The organism is Amycolatopsis orientalis DSM 43388 (assembly GCF_000411975.1).
Classification (GTDB): Bacteria; Actinomycetota; Actinomycetes; order Mycobacteriales; family Pseudonocardiaceae; genus Amycolatopsis; species Amycolatopsis orientalis_D.
The window spans coordinates 20,682-34,393 of record NZ_ASXG01000080.1; the positions used below are offsets into that span (position 1 = coordinate 20,682).

Here is a 13,712-nt window from a genome sequence, read left to right on the forward strand (position 1 = left end):
CGCTTTTTTCGCGGAGGGGACGATGACGGAACAGCAGCTGCCGTTCTTGGACGAGCATCGGGTCGTCGTGCCCGCCGACGCCGAGACCGCGTGGCGTGCGGTCAACCAGGTCGTCGAACGTTTCTCCGGCGCCTTGGCCACCGGATACGCCTGGGCGGTGGGAGCCGCCGACTGGAGGGCGAGCGGCCCCCGTCCCCTCGCCGAGGGTTCGACGGTTCCCGGATTCCGGATCGCCGCCGCCGAACCGCCCCGCCTGCTCGTGCTCGCCGGGCGGCACCGGTTTTCCGAGTACCGCCTCACCTTCCGGATCGAGCCCCAGGCCGAAGGCAAGACCCGGATCCGGGCCGAGAGCCGGGCCCGGTTTCCCGGCATCCTCGGGACTGCCTACCGCATGGTCGTCATCGGGACCGGCGGGCACGTGCTCGGCATGCGGAGGATGCTGCGGACAATCGCGCGCTTCGCGAACAGTTGATTCCCCATTTCTGAAGTGCTGATTCCGCGTTTTTCGCAGTCGTGGCTCAGCGCAACCACGCCGCGCACGAACGGCGGTACCCGGGGCACCCGAATGGCCGCACCCCTCGGGAAACCGGAAAACCGTTGCCGTGTCGGCATAATTCCGGGACCGCTCCCGGCGGGCGCATGGGATCATTCGGTATGGACCAGACGGTGGCCGTCGCGGGGGAGCAGCTCGCGTTCGCTGGGGCGGATCGGCTCGTCAAGCTCATCGGGGCGCTTTATCAGCGGCCCCGGCTCGGCGACCGGCCGCGGGAATTGCGAGACAACGGGGAATGGCAGCCCGGTTACCACCGGGAGCGTGCCGAGCGGCGCGGACTGCCCATGGTGTGCCTCGTCGGCGACGCGCGCGGAGGGGTGCTCGAAGAGCTGGGCTCGCGGTTGCGGAACGCGAAGCCGGCGGGCACCGTGCGTTCGGTCTACCTCTCGCTCGCCGATTGGCCGGACCTGGACGAGCCGGGCAAAGCGACCGAGAACAGCGTCAAGGTGGTGCGCGACATACTCTGGCAGGTCCGCGACACTCTCGTCAGCAACTCCCGCACGCGGGAAAACCGGTTGCGGTTCCGGCTGTTCACGCTGGTCGACCAGCTCATGGCGAAGCAGTTCCCGCCGCGGGAAACCGATCCCGAGCGAGTCCTGCTGCGCGAACTGCAGGAAAACAGCCTGCTGGTCCGTTTCCGCGGGGCCATCGACAGCGTCAGCCGCGAGCTGGTTCCGCAGCATCCGGCATGGCGGTTTCCGTTGCTGCTCCTGCGGTGGCTGACGTTCGGCGTCTTCCGCGTCGCCGTCACCGGGCGCGTGCCGGGGCTGTCCGGGCGGTACCGGTGGTTCCTGCGCCAGCCGCACCTCGCGCCGGAGATGTCCGGCAGCTTCGTGCGCTTCGCGATGCGTCTCACCGACGGCGAATGGCAGAACGAATCGCCCCAGTATGTCGCGCGGCTGCTGGTCAACTCGTTCCTGGAAGACCTGCGCCGCGAGTACCGGCTTCGGCCGTGGCAGTTCTGGCGGCGGCGCCGGATGACGTATCCGGTGCTGCTGCTCGACGAGGTAGGCCCGGCCAACGGCGGCTACCGGCTGCTGGAGCTGATCAACGAGGTCCGCAACCAGGTCGGGCTCTTCGATCCGCTGCTCGTGGTGAGCGCGAGCCAGGGTCCGCCGCCGGACGCCGAGCCGAGCGAGGAGCGGCCGAAGTTCGACGCCGTCGAGGCCGCCCGCGCGTACCAGGTGTGGCAGAACCGGCTCGGCGCCGACCGGCGCGCACGGCGCCCCACCGCGTGGTACCTGCCGATCGGCCTCGACGCGCCGCAGACCGAGAACGAAAAAGCCAAGGTGCGCAAGCGAATGCTGGCCCTCGGCGAGCATTACGACCTGTCCGGCGGACGCGGGCGGGCGGCGTGGTGGACCACTCGCTGGGTGCGGGCCGGCGTGCCCGCGGTGGTGCTCGCGCTGGCCGCCGGGTTCGCCGCCGTGCGCTACCAGTCCGTTTTGGACAGTCACTGCGGCACCTCGAGCGAATGGCTGACCCGGGTGGACGACCAGTGCGTCGGCGTGTCCGACGGCACCTTCACGCTGTTCTCCCCGGTCGACCAGGAGGGGACGATCCAGCAGGTCGAAGCGGTGATCGCGGACCAGAACCGGCGGGCTGAGGAACTGCACCAGCAGTATCCGGAACGGCCGTACATCACGCTGGTCGACCTGGAAGCGCTCACGTCGTCCAACGGCACCGCCGAAGGGCTCACCGCGGAACGGGAATCGCTGGAAGGTTTCGCGGTCGCCCAGTCGCGGCAGCTCGACGCGACCGCCGCGGCCGAACCGATCGTGCGCGTGCTGATCGCCAATGGCGGCAAGGGAATGCTCCAAGGCGCGCAGGTGGCGCACACCTTGCTGGAGATGGCGAAACAGGATCCGAGCATCGTCGGGGTGGTCGGGCTCGACATGAGCAGCGAGCCGACCGCCACCACGATCCGCGCGCTGGGCGACGCGGGCATTCCGGTGGTCGCCGCGACTCTCACCGCGGACCAGCTCGCCGACCAGAATCCGATCTACTTCCAGGTCGCGCCGCAGAACCGCCGGGAAGCCGCGGTGGCGGCGGCGTTCGCTGCACAGCGTCCCGGCCCGCGTTCGCTTCGCGTGTACTACTCCGACGACGACACCGATTTCTACGGTCCCAACCTGCGCGACGATTTGCTGAAAGCGTTCAAGGACAAGGGGTTCTCCGTCGAAGCGCGCGCGTTCGTCCCGGACGAAGGGCAGACGGCCAGGTCCGCGCATCTTTGGTACGGGGACCGGCTCGTGGGCAATGCGGGCGCCGCTGGACGCGACAGTTGTTCCTACGACGGGTACGCGTTCTTCGCTGGCCGAGGCGTCCCCGATTTCGGGGCGTTCCTGAGCGGGGCCGCGCAGTGCGGCAGCACCGCGACGATCATCGGAGACGACGACGTCGCGCGTTTCGTCGCCGATTCCGTTGCGCGAGAGGATCATCGTGCGCTGCCGTACTACTACTTCGCGCTCGCGAGCGCTCCCGCCGCGCCCGCGAAAGGCCTCGCCCGCGATTTCTACGCCACGCTCAACGCCAAGTTCGCCTTCGAGCACACCGAAAAAGGCCGGTCATTCGACGGGCACGCCGCGCTCTCCTACGACGCCGCGCTGGTGATGATCACCGCGACCGCGTATCTGCGCGAGACGTCGTCGAAAATCCCGGTGACGCCCGGCGCGGTGTGGCGTGAGATCGCCGCGATCCACACTTCGCGGCCGGACGCCGACCAGACCAACAAATACATCGAGGGAGTCAGCGGGACGATCGACTACGGCGGAGACATCGGCCGGCACGTACCGCAGGACAAACCGCTCGCGGTGCTGCGCGTCCAAGGCGGGGAGGTCGATCCGGAACCGCAGGGCTTCTGCGGCAAGACGGTCGCCCGGGCGCCGGACTCGTGGTGCCCAGCGGACGGCTGAGCCGTTGTAACAGTTTCCGGTGGTTTGTCGACCTTTTCGCATTGGACTGCGAGGAGGTGCCGCATGCTGCGGAAACTGGGGATGGCCTTGGCTGCCGGCGTTCTGGTCGCCGGATGCGGAGCGGCGCCGGCCGGGAACGCCCCGTCGGCTGTCCCGAGCGAGTATTCAACGCCGACGACGACCTCCAGCGCGCCGGAGACATCGGCGGTGTCGTGGGCGTCAGCGACACCGGAAACGTCGGCAACGCCCACGACGCCGGCGACGTCGATCGCGGTGCCGGTGACCACGCCGCCGGTCGCCCCGCCGACTACGGCGGCCAAGCCCAAGACCCAGACCGCCCCGCGGCTCACGACGCCTAAGGCCGACGTGCCGGACCAGGCCGCGCCGGATCCCGGGCCCGCCGAATGCGGTGCCGACTACTACCGCAACTCCTCCGGAAACTGCGTCCACCGCCCCGATTCGAGCCCGTCCGGCGCGACCGCCCAGTGCAACGACGGCACCTACAGCTACAGCCAGCACCGTTCCGGCACCTGCTCGCACCACGGCGGCGTCAAGCAATGGCTTTGACCCGGCCCGGCGTTGGGCCGAACGGAGCAGCCCGGTAAGTCGGATCGGTCACGAACCGCCCGGTCCGCCCGCCCCGACCGGTAGCGTGCGGATCCGGTACGGCATACGGGACGGGGGACGTGGTGGCGCGGGCGAGTTCGGGGCCGATCATCGTGGTGCTCGCCTCGTGCGGGCTGGTCGCGTCGTTCATGCAGACGCTGGTCATCCCGTTGATCCCGGCGTTCCCGAGATTGCTCAGCACGACGGCGACGGACGCCTCGTGGGTCGTCACCGTCACCCTGCTCGCGGCGGCGGTGTGCACGCCGGTCGCCGGGCGGCTCGGGGATCTCTACGGCAAGCGCCGCGTGCTGCTGGCGAGCCTGGCGGTGCTGATCGCCGGGTCGGTGGTCTCGGCGCTCACCAGCTCGCTCGCGCTGATGATCGTCGGCCGCGGGCTGCAGGGCTGCGCGATGGGCGTCATCCCGCTCGGCATCAGCATCATGCGCGACGAACTGCCGGCAGAACGCGTCAGCGGCGCGATTTCGCTGATGAGCGCGACACTCGGCGTCGGCGGCGCGATCGGGTTGCCGGTCGCGGCGATCGTGGCCCAGCACGCGGACTGGCACGTGCTGTTCTGGGGCGCGGCCGGGCTCGGACTCGGGTGTGCGCTGCTGATCCTGCGCTTCGTGCCGGAATCGCCGCTCCGCACGCCCGCACCGTTCGATTTCCGCGGCACACTCGGGCTGATCGTCGGCCTGACCAGCCTGTTGCTGCCGATCGTGAAGGGCGGCGAGTGGGGCTGGGGCAGCCCGGCGACGCTCGGGTTCGCCGCGACCGCCGTGGTCGTTCTCGCCGCCTGGGGCTGGTATCAGCTGCGCCGCCGGGATCCGCTGGTCGATCTGCGCGTTTCGGCGCGGCGGCCGGTGCTGTTCACCAACCTCGCGTCGATCCTCGTCGGCTTCGCGATGTATGCGATGTCGTTGTCGTTCCCGCAGTTGCTGCAGGCGCCTTCGGCCACCGGTTACGGCCTCGGGCTCAGCATGGTGGAAGCCGGTTTGTGCCTCGCGCCGAACGGCCTGGTGATGATGGCGCTGTCGCCGGTTTCCGCCCGGCTGACCAACCGCTACGGCGCCCGCGTCACGCTCATGACCGGTGCGATCGTGATCGCGGTCGGCTATGTCTTCGCGATTTTCCTGATGGCCAACGCGGTCGAGCTGATCATCGCGTCGGTGATCATCGGGGCGGGCGTCGGCATCGCTTACGCCGCGATGCCCGCGCTGATCATGAGCGCGGTGCCGGTGACCGAAACCGCGTCGGCGAACGGGCTCAACTCGCTCATGCGGTCGGTCGGCACCTCGACGTCCAGTGCGGTGATGGCCACGATGCTCGCCCACCTGACGATCACCGTCGGCTCGTTCACCGTGCCGTCGCTCGCGGGTTTCCGCGCCACGTTCGCGGTCGCCGCGGCGGCGGCGGTCGCCGGGCTGGCGTTGACCGCGGTCGTGCCGCGCCTCCGTGCCGCCAGCCCGGAACTCGCTCGCGTCTAGAGCAGCGGCGGAACGGCCGCGTCGATCAGGTGCGGTCCCGGTTCGGCGACCGCGCGCCGGAACTGCTCGGCCAGCTCCTCCGCGGTCGTCGCGCGCGTCGCCGGAACTCCCATGCCCTCGGCGATCTTCACGAAGTCCAGGTCCGGACGGCCGATGTCCAGCAGGTCCTTCGCCCGCGGCCCGTCCCCGGACGCACCCACGCGCTGCAGTTCCATCCGCAGGATCGCGTACGCGTTGTTGTTGAGCACCACCGTGGTCACGTCGAGGTTTTCGCGGGCTTGCGTCCACAGCGCGGAGATCGTGTACATCGCGCTGCCGTCGGATTCGAGGTTGATCACCGGCCGCTTCGGGGCCGCGATCGCCGCGCCGACCGCCACCGGCATTCCGTAGCCGATCGCGCCGCCGGTCAGGGTCAGCACGTCGTGTCGCGACGCGCCCGCGGTCGCGGCCGGGAGCATCAGGCCGGACGTGTTCGCCTCGTCCACGATGATCGCGTTCTCCGGCAGCAGCGCGCCGACCACGTCGACCCAGTTCTGCACAGTGAGCGGGCCGCTCGGCAGCTCCGGCCGGCCGGCTTCCTGCACGACCGGTTCGGTCTCCGCGGCGACCAAGGCGGCGACTGCGTCCAGTGCGGCCGGGACGTCCTGGCCGACGGTCGCGAGGACGTGGACGTCCGCGCCCTCCGGGGTCAGCTCGCTCGGCATGCCGGGGTAGGCGAAGAACGACACCGGAGCCTTCGTGCCCGCGACGATCAGGTGCTTGATCCCGTCCAGCTGGTATTTGGCCTGCTCGGCGAGATATCCCAGCCGCTCGATGTTCGGCAGGCCAGCGCCGCGCTCCAGCCGCGCCGGGAACGTCTCGACGAACGCCTTCACTCCGGTCGCGGCGGCGATCCGGCTGGTCGCGCGCAAACCGGCTTCGTGGCAAGCGGATCCGCCGATCAGCAACGCCGCCGGTTCGCCGCTGCGCAGCACGTCGGCGATCTTCCGCACGGTTGTCGCGTCGACCGCGTGCGGCACGCGCGGCGGAATCGGCTCGCACGTTTCGCCGCCCTCGCCCCACGACGCGTCGGCGGGGAGGATCAGCGTCGCGACCCGGCCCGGCGCGTCCTGCGCCGCCGCGACCGCCGCCGCGGCGTCCGCGCCGACGTCCTTCGTGTGCCCGGAACGGCGCACCCAGCCTTCGAGCGAGCCCGCGATGGCGTCGATGTCCGACTCCAGCGGAGCGTCGTACTGCTTGTGATAGGTGGCGTGGTCGCCGATCACGTTGACCACCGGCGTGTGCGCGCGCCGCGCGTTGTGCAGGTTCGCCAAGCCGTTCCCGAGTCCCGGGCCGAGGTGCAGCAGCGTCGCGGCGGGTTTGCCGGCGATCCGCGCGTACCCGTCCGCGGCACCGGTCACGACGCCCTCGAACAGCGCGAGCACGCCGCGCATCTCCGGTACCGAATCGAGCGCGGCGACGAAATGCATCTCCGACGTGCCGGGGTTGGAGAAGCACACGTCGACCCCGCTGTCGACGAGCGTGCGGATGAGGGACTGGGCGCCGTTGAGCGTGCTCACTGTGCTCACTTTCCGGTTTGCGCGAACAGAACGCCGGGGTTCAGGATCCCGGCCGGGTCGAAGCTTTCCTTGACGCGGCGCAGCAGATCGAGCTTCGCCGGGTCTTCGAGTTTCGCGTAGTACTTGGTTTTGGTGCGGCCGAGGCCGTGCTCGCCGGAGATCGCGCCGCCCAGCTCGTACGCGTGGCCGAAGATGTCGGTCAGCAGCTGCGATCGCGTGTCCGGGTCCTTGCAGAAGATCGCCAGGTGGACGTTGCCGTCGCCGGCGTGCCCGCAGCCGATCGCGCCGCCGCCGGCGGCCATCGCCAGCTCGCGGGCTTTGGCCAGGAAGGACGGCATCGCGGTGCGCGGAACCACCACGTCGATCACGTCGTCCGCACCCGCGGCTTTGGCGTTCCAGAAGGCTTTTTCGCGGGCTTCGATGAGCTTGCGCGCGGCTCCGCCTTCGAGCACGTACGCGTCGGCGGCACCGAGTTCGACGAGCAGTTCGCCGAGCGCTTCGACGTCCTCGCCGAGCCGGTCGGCCACCCGGTTTTCCAGCGCCACGGCCAGATACGCCTGGGTCCGGTCGCGGATTTCCGCCGGGACGCCCAGCTCGAGCTTGTCGTTGTAGACCATCGCGGCCATCGTCATGTTGTCGATGTACTCGAGGATCTGCGGGGCGAGACCGCTCGCGGCGATCTTCGGCACCGCCGCCATGACCTGCTCGAAATCGTCGAACGGAGCCAGCACGGTCGCGCCGTGCGGCAGCCGGGGCTGCAGTTTCACGATCACCTCGGTCACCAGCGCGAGCGTGCCTTCGGACCCGATGATCAGCTGGGTGAGGTCGTAGCCGCTGGAGATCTTCGACATCCGGCCGCCGACGCGGACGATCTCGCCGGTCGCGAGCACCGCCTGGAGACCGGAGACGTTGCCGCGGGTGATGCCGTAGCGGATCGCGCGCATCCCGCCGGCGTTGGTGCCGACTGTGCCGCCGACGCTCGCGCTCAACTCGCCGGGATAAACCGGGTAGGTGAGGCCGTGCTCGGCGGTCTTCGCGTCGAGTTCGGCGAGCGTGACGCCCGGCTGGACCACGGCGACGTGGTTGCCGGTGTCGATCTCGAGCACCGAGTTCATCCGCTCGAACGAGACGACCAGCCCGCCTTCGACCGGACGCGCCGCCGCGGACAGCCCGCTGCCGGACCCGCGCGCGGTCACCGGGATGCCCTCGGCGGAGGCGATCTTCAGCAGCTCGGAGACTTCTTCGGCAGTGGCCGGCTTCGCGACATACGCCGGTTTCTGGCCGGGCGTGCTGAGCGCCTCGTCGTGCGCGTAGTCGTCGGAAATCGCGTCACCGGTCAGCAGGTTCCCCGCTCCGACGGCCCCTGCCAGCTGTGTAGCGACCTCGCTCATGCCACTCCTTCGTGCGCGCGTGCTTCGTGGCCGAGCCTAGCCGCTCTGGCCCGGAACTGGCCATGAATAGTTTTCACGTTAGCCGACGCGGGCACGAAAAAGGCCACGCCGCGCGCGTGGCCACAGGGGGAGCGAACCCAAGCAGGGACCGGCCCGCGCCAACAGGCCGGCCCCTGGGTTAATCCTCGGTGCCGGTCAGACGAGCCAGCCGAGCACGTGCGCCAGGTGCGCGAGCAGACCCGAGATCAGGTCGTGGCCGTGGTGCACGTGCTGGGTGAACATCTGCATTGAGGGGCTCCTTGTTGGGATTGTTCTTTCTCGGTGCTCTCGCGAGGAGCCATCGCAGATTTCCACCGGCCCGCTCGCGGTGTCAAAGCGCGGTTTTCCCTGTGCTGGCAAGGGATCGGCGGCCGGGGGAATCTTCCCATGTTAAACATGTAAGGCTTTCGGGTTTGTCGCCGGGGGTGCACTGTGGACTCTTCGCCACGGTTCGTAGCGAACGGCGGCTCCGATCACCCTGGGTAGCAGAAACGCGCTGCGGCAACCGGGCGGCGTGGCCCCTCGAACCGGTGAAGGCGAAGCCACGATTGGTGAGTTCCCGAGGTTCACACCGCCGGGTGATCATCTGGCTCGGGTCCCTTGTCCGGCAGCGAATCCCGGGTCGAGTTCATGATCGCGGAGGGTTAGCTCGGCTTCACTCTGGCGGACCGAACCTGCCTGATCGGGGCACGAAAAGGGCCGGTCCCTCCGTGGCGGAGGAACCGGCCCTTGCCGGGTGAGCTGTCAGTCCGCGCGGGCGAACGACAGCGTCTCGCCTTCGACGCCGCGCAACCACAGGTCCTGCGCGGCCGCGGCCATTTCGGCCAGGCCCTCCTCGATCGTCGCGAACACGTTGCCGGGAACCCAGCCCGCGTCGCCGTTGATCAGCAGGTTGTTGCGGCCGTAGAAAATCGCGAGATCCGTGGCACCCTGGTCGCTGTGCGCCTCGCTGCCCTCGTCGTAGCCGTACGCCGGGTTGCCGATTTCCCACGCCTCGAATCCGAAGTAGACAACGTCGCCCGGAATCGGGGTGACGGTCGGATTCTCGCGCCCCGGCTTGGGTTCCGCGAAGGGCGGCACGAGCGTGTAGACCTCGTTGCGCGCGTACTTGGCGTGGTAGGCCGAACCGCTCTGCGGCAGCGCGTCCCACACCGCCTTGCAGGTGCGCGGTGCTTCGTCGTCGAGCAGCCGGGCGCGGCAGGTGACGCCGCGCTTGTCGAGACTGATCGTGATGTAGCGCGCCATGCCTCAGCTCCCCGTGACCGACGCGACGACCTCGCCCCAGATGCGCAGGGCGTCGTCGACCTGTTCCGCATTGACGACCAGCGGCGGCACCATGCGCACGACGTTCGAGTACGCGCCGCAGGTGAGCAGCAGCAGTCCGCTCTTCGTAGCCGCTTGCTGCGCGGCCCGCGCGGTGGCCGTGTCCGGTTCACCGTCTGCGGTAGTGAACTCTGTGCCCACGAGAAGCCCGAGACCGCGTACGTCGCCGATAGCGGGCGTCTTGTCCGCGATGACGCGCGCGCCTTCGAGAAGCTGACGGCCGCGTTCGGCGGCGTTCTCGACCAAGCCTTCGTCCTTGATGACGTCGAGCGTCGCGATCGCTGCCGCGCACGACACCGCGTTGCCGCCGTACGTGCCGCCCTGCGAACCGGGGTACGCCTTCGCCATCAGCTCTTCCGAAGCGGCGATGCCAGACAGCGGGAAGCCGCTCGCGAGGCCCTTCGCGATCAGCACGACGTCCGGGTGGACGTCGAAGTGGTCGTGGCCCCAGAACTTGCCGGTGCGGCCGAACCCGGCCTGGACCTCGTCGAGCACGAGCAGGATGCCGTGCCGGTCGGCGCGCTCGCGCAGCCCGGCCATGAACTCGGTGTTGGCCGGCACGTAGCCGCCCTCGCCGAGCACCGGCTCGATGAAGAACGCGGCCGTCTCGCTCGGCGCGGAGACGGTCTGGAAGAGATAGTCCAGCTCGCGCAGGGCGAACTTCGTCGCCGTCTCCTCGTCCCAGCCGTAGTGGTAGGCGTACGGGAACGGGGCGACGTGCACGCCGGACATCAGCGGCGAGATGCCCGCGCTGAACCGCGTGCCGGAGGTGGTCATGGTCGCCGCGGCGACCGTGCGGCCGTGGAAGCCGCCCTGGAACACGATGACGTTCGGCCGCTTCGTCGCCTGCCGCGAAAGCCGCAGCGCGGCCTCCACGGCCTCGCTGCCGGAGTTCGCGTAGAAGAGCGAATCGAGCCCGGACGGCAGCACGTCGCCGAGCTTGCGGGTCAGTTCGAGCAGCGGCTGGTGCATCACCGTCGTGTACTGGCCGTGCACGAGCTTGCCGATCTGCTCGCGCGCGGCTTCGACCACGCGCGGGTGGCAGTGCCCGGTGCTGGTCACCCCGATGCCCGCGGTGAAATCGAGATGACGTTTCCCGTCCACGTCGTAGAGGTAAACCCCTTCACCGTGGTCTACGACGACGGGCGTTGCCTGCTTGAGCAGCGGGGAAAGCTGGGCCATGCGGCGCCCTCCTGGGATGCGGGTGGAGACGGTTGTCGATTGTTGACAATATCCATAGCATGAGTTCGGGACAACAGGAACAGGAGCGAGCTGGATGAGCGGGATCACCGAGAACGGCGTCGTGGACGCGGTCGGCAAGGAACTCTTCATCGGCGGCAAGTGGGTCTCGGCGCGCAGCGGCAAGACCTTCGACGTGCAGGACCCCTCCACCGGCGAGGTGCTGTGCCAGGTCGCGGACGCCGGACCGGAGGACGGTCTCGCGGCGCTCGACGCGGCGTGCGCGGCACAGGCCGGCTGGGCCGCCGTCGCCCCCCGGGAGCGCGGCGAGATCCTGCGCCGGGCGTACGAGAAGCTCATCGAGCGCCGCGACGAGCTGGCGCTGCTGATGACCCTGGAGATGGGCAAGCCGCTGGCCGAGGCCGCCGGCGAAATCACTTACGCCGCCGAGTTCTTCCGCTGGTTCGCCGAGGAAGCGGTGCGGATCGACGGCGGTTACGCGGTGGCCCCGAACGGCAACGGCCGGTTCCTGATCACGCGCCAGCCGGTCGGCCCGACGCTGCTCATCACGCCGTGGAACTTCCCGATGGCGATGGGCACGCGCAAGATCGGCCCGGCCGTCGCCGCGGGCTGCACGATGGTGATCAAGCCCGCCGCGCAGACGCCGCTGTCGATGCTGGCGCTCACCCAGATCCTCGCGGACGCCGGGCTGCCCGAAGGCGTGCTCAACGTCGTCACCACCAAGGACGCGGGCGGCGTGATGGAGCCGCTGATCCGCGACGGACGCGCGCGCAAGCTGTCCTTCACCGGTTCGACCGCGGTCGGGCGCAAGCTGCTGGAGCAGTGCGCGGAGAAGGTGCTGCGCACGTCGATGGAGCTGGGCGGCAACGCGCCGTTCGTCGTGTTCGACGACGCGGACCTGGACGCCGCGGTCGAGGGCGCGATGCAGGCCAAGATGCGCAACATCGGCGAGGCGTGCACCGCGGCCAACCGGTTCTACGTGCAGCGCGGCGTGGCCGAGGAGTTCTCCCGCCGGCTCACCGAGCGGATGCAGGCGCTGCCGATGGGCCGCGGCACCGACGAAGGCGTCGTGGTCGGTCCGCTGATCGACGAGGCCGCGGTGAAGAAGGTGACCGAACTGGTCAAGGACGCCACGGACAAGGGCGCGCGGGTGCTCACCGGAGGTTCGCGGGTCGACGGCCCCGGGCACTTCTACCCGGCCACCGTGCTCACCGACGTGCCGGTCGACGCCCGCTTGGCCAGCGAGGAAATCTTCGGGCCGGTCGCGCCGATCACGCCGTTCGACACCGAGGACGAGGCGGTCGAGAAGGCCAACGACACCGAATTCGGCCTGGTGTCCTACCTGTTCACCAGCGACCTCAAGCGCGCGCTGCGGGTGTCGGAACGCTTGGAGGCCGGGATGATCGGCCTCAACCAGGGCATCGTGTCCAACCCGGCGGCTCCGTTCGGCGGCGTCAAGCAGTCCGGGCTCGGCCGCGAGGGCGGAACGGTCGGCATCGACGAGTTCCTGGAGACCAAGTACATCGCGGTGAGCCTGTGACACACCGGATCGCCAGCATCCCGGGCGACGGCATCGGGGTCGACGTCACCATCGAAGCGCGCCGGGTCCTCGACGCGGCCGCGGACAAGTACGGCTTTTCCTTGGAGTGGACCGAATTCGACTGGAGCTGCGAGCGGTACACGAAGACCGGCGCGATGATGCCGGAGGACGGCGTCGAGCAGCTGTCGGGCTTCGACGGCATCCTGCTCGGCGCGGTCGGTTTTCCCGGCGTGGCTGACCACGTTTCCTTGTGGGGCCTGCTGATCCCGTTGCGGCGGGCGTTCCAGCAGTACGTCAACCTGCGGCCGGTCCGGCTGCTGCCGGGGACGACCTCGGTGCTGGCCGGGCGGAAGGCCGACGAGCTGGAAATGGTGATCGTCCGGGAGAACTCCGAGGGCGAGTACTCGGCGATCGGCGGACGGCACAATGCCGGGCGGCCGGACGAGTTCGTGCTGCAGGAGTCGGTGTTCACGCGGGTCGGGGTGGAACGGATCATCCGGTACGCCTTCGAACTCGCGCGCACGCGGGCCGGGCACGTCACGTCGGCGACCAAATCCAACGGGCTCATCCACTCGATGCCGTACTGGGACGAGATTTTCGCCGAGGTCGCGGCGCGATACCCGGACGTGCGCGCGGAACAGTGCCATGTGGACGCTCTCGCCGCGCGGATGGTGCAGGCCCCGGACCGGCTCGACGTGGTGGTGGCGTCGAACCTGTTCGGCGACATCCTGAGCGACCTCGCGGCCGCGATCACCGGCGGACTGGGCATGGCTCCGTCGGGAAACATCAACCCATCAGGTGAGTTTCCGTCGATGTTCGAGGCGGTCCACGGGAGTGCTCCGGACATCGCCGGACAGGGCATCGCGAACCCGGTCGCGCAGATCCTCGCCGGGGCGATGCTGCTCGACCACCTCGGGGAAACCGTTGCCGCACAAGCGATCCGCGCCTCGGTCGACGAGGTGCTGACCGCGGGCGAAACGCTCACCCCGGATCTCGGCGGAACCTCTACCACAACCGCGCTCGGCGCCGCGGTGGCCGCTTCGCTCCGCTGATTTTTCGTCGGTGCCGCGCGGTTGACTCTTCCCCGACCCGCCGACGG

The 13,712-nt window shown here is 69.5% G+C and carries 10 protein-coding genes; 6 read left to right on the forward strand and 4 right to left on the reverse strand.

Going from position 1 to position 13,712, the window contains the following annotated elements; genetic code table 11:
* The first annotated feature begins 22 nt into the window (after positions 1-22).
* The 4 genes from L942_RS16535 to L942_RS16550 all read left to right on the forward strand — a co-directional run bounded on the left by L942_RS16535 (position 23) and on the right by L942_RS16550 (position 5,561).
* A complete protein-coding gene (locus tag L942_RS16535) occupies positions 23-472 on the forward strand; it encodes a DUF2867 domain-containing protein (RefSeq protein ID WP_037361168.1) in 450 nt (149 codons plus the stop codon).
* A gap of 182 nt (positions 473-654) precedes the next feature.
* On the forward strand, positions 655-3,468 hold the full coding sequence (locus tag L942_RS16540; RefSeq protein WP_037361171.1) for an ABC transporter substrate-binding protein: 2,814 nt from the start codon (positions 655-657) through the stop codon (positions 3,466-3,468).
* 63 nt (positions 3,469-3,531) lie between these two features.
* Positions 3,532-4,035: a DUF3761 domain-containing protein gene (locus L942_RS16545; protein WP_037361174.1), complete on the forward strand. Its 504-nt coding sequence runs from the start codon at positions 3,532-3,534 to the stop codon at positions 4,033-4,035.
* 119 nt (positions 4,036-4,154) lie between these two features.
* Positions 4,155-5,561, forward strand: coding sequence for an MFS transporter (locus tag L942_RS16550; RefSeq protein ID WP_037361177.1), 1,407 nt, complete (start codon positions 4,155-4,157; stop codon positions 5,559-5,561).
* Here the strand turns inward: L942_RS16550 and L942_RS16555 are convergent.
* The 4 genes from L942_RS16555 to L942_RS16570 all read right to left on the reverse strand — a co-directional run bounded on the left by L942_RS16555 (position 5,558) and on the right by L942_RS16570 (position 11,055).
* Positions 5,558-7,120, reverse strand: coding sequence for an acetolactate synthase large subunit (locus L942_RS16555; protein WP_037361181.1), 1,563 nt, complete (start codon positions 7,118-7,120; stop codon positions 5,558-5,560). The genes L942_RS16550 and L942_RS16555 overlap by 4 nt on opposite strands.
* Before the next feature lie 5 nt (positions 7,121-7,125).
* The gene (locus L942_RS16560; protein WP_037361183.1) at positions 7,126-8,511 is read right to left on the reverse strand and encodes an FAD-binding oxidoreductase; all 1,386 of its coding nucleotides are present in this window, start codon (positions 8,509-8,511) and stop codon (positions 7,126-7,128) included.
* A 783-nt stretch (positions 8,512-9,294) separates the two neighbouring features.
* Positions 9,295-9,795 (reverse strand): DUF3830 family protein, encoded by a 501-nt coding sequence (locus L942_RS16565; protein WP_037361187.1) that lies wholly within the window; start codon positions 9,793-9,795, stop codon positions 9,295-9,297.
* Between the two features lie 3 nt (positions 9,796-9,798).
* Complete coding sequence (locus L942_RS16570) at positions 9,799-11,055, reverse strand: aspartate aminotransferase family protein (protein WP_037361189.1); 1,257 nt, start codon at positions 11,053-11,055, stop codon at positions 9,799-9,801.
* Positions 11,056-11,149: 94 nt separating this feature from the next.
* Here L942_RS16570 and L942_RS16575 point away from each other — a divergent pair, with 94 nt between their 5' ends.
* Both L942_RS16575 and L942_RS16580 read left to right on the forward strand, forming a co-directional pair.
* Positions 11,150-12,613, forward strand: coding sequence for an NAD-dependent succinate-semialdehyde dehydrogenase (locus tag L942_RS16575; protein WP_037361192.1), 1,464 nt, complete (start codon positions 11,150-11,152; stop codon positions 12,611-12,613).
* Positions 12,610-13,665, forward strand: coding sequence for a tartrate dehydrogenase (locus L942_RS16580; protein WP_037361195.1), 1,056 nt, complete (start codon positions 12,610-12,612; stop codon positions 13,663-13,665). The genes L942_RS16575 and L942_RS16580 overlap by 4 nt, the downstream gene beginning before the upstream one ends.
* Positions 13,666-13,712: the final 47 nt, after the last annotated feature.

Coding starts and splice junctions, on each gene's coding strand:
- L942_RS16540 (WP_037361171.1), top strand. CDS start 655: ATGGACCAGACGGTGGCCGTCGCGGGGGAGCAGCTCGCGTTCGCTGGG.
- L942_RS16575 (WP_037361192.1), top strand. CDS start 11,150: ATGAGCGGGATCACCGAGAACGGCGTCGTGGACGCGGTCGGCAAGGAA.
- L942_RS16560 (WP_037361183.1), bottom strand. CDS start 8,511: ATGAGCGAGGTCGCTACACAGCTGGCAGGGGCCGTCGGAGCGGGGAAC.
- L942_RS16570 (WP_037361189.1), bottom strand. CDS start 11,055: ATGGCCCAGCTTTCCCCGCTGCTCAAGCAGGCAACGCCCGTCGTCGTA.
- L942_RS16535 (WP_037361168.1), top strand. CDS start 23: ATGACGGAACAGCAGCTGCCGTTCTTGGACGAGCATCGGGTCGTCGTG.
- L942_RS16565 (WP_037361187.1), bottom strand. CDS start 9,795: ATGGCGCGCTACATCACGATCAGTCTCGACAAGCGCGGCGTCACCTGC.
- L942_RS16545 (WP_037361174.1), top strand. CDS start 3,532: ATGCTGCGGAAACTGGGGATGGCCTTGGCTGCCGGCGTTCTGGTCGCC.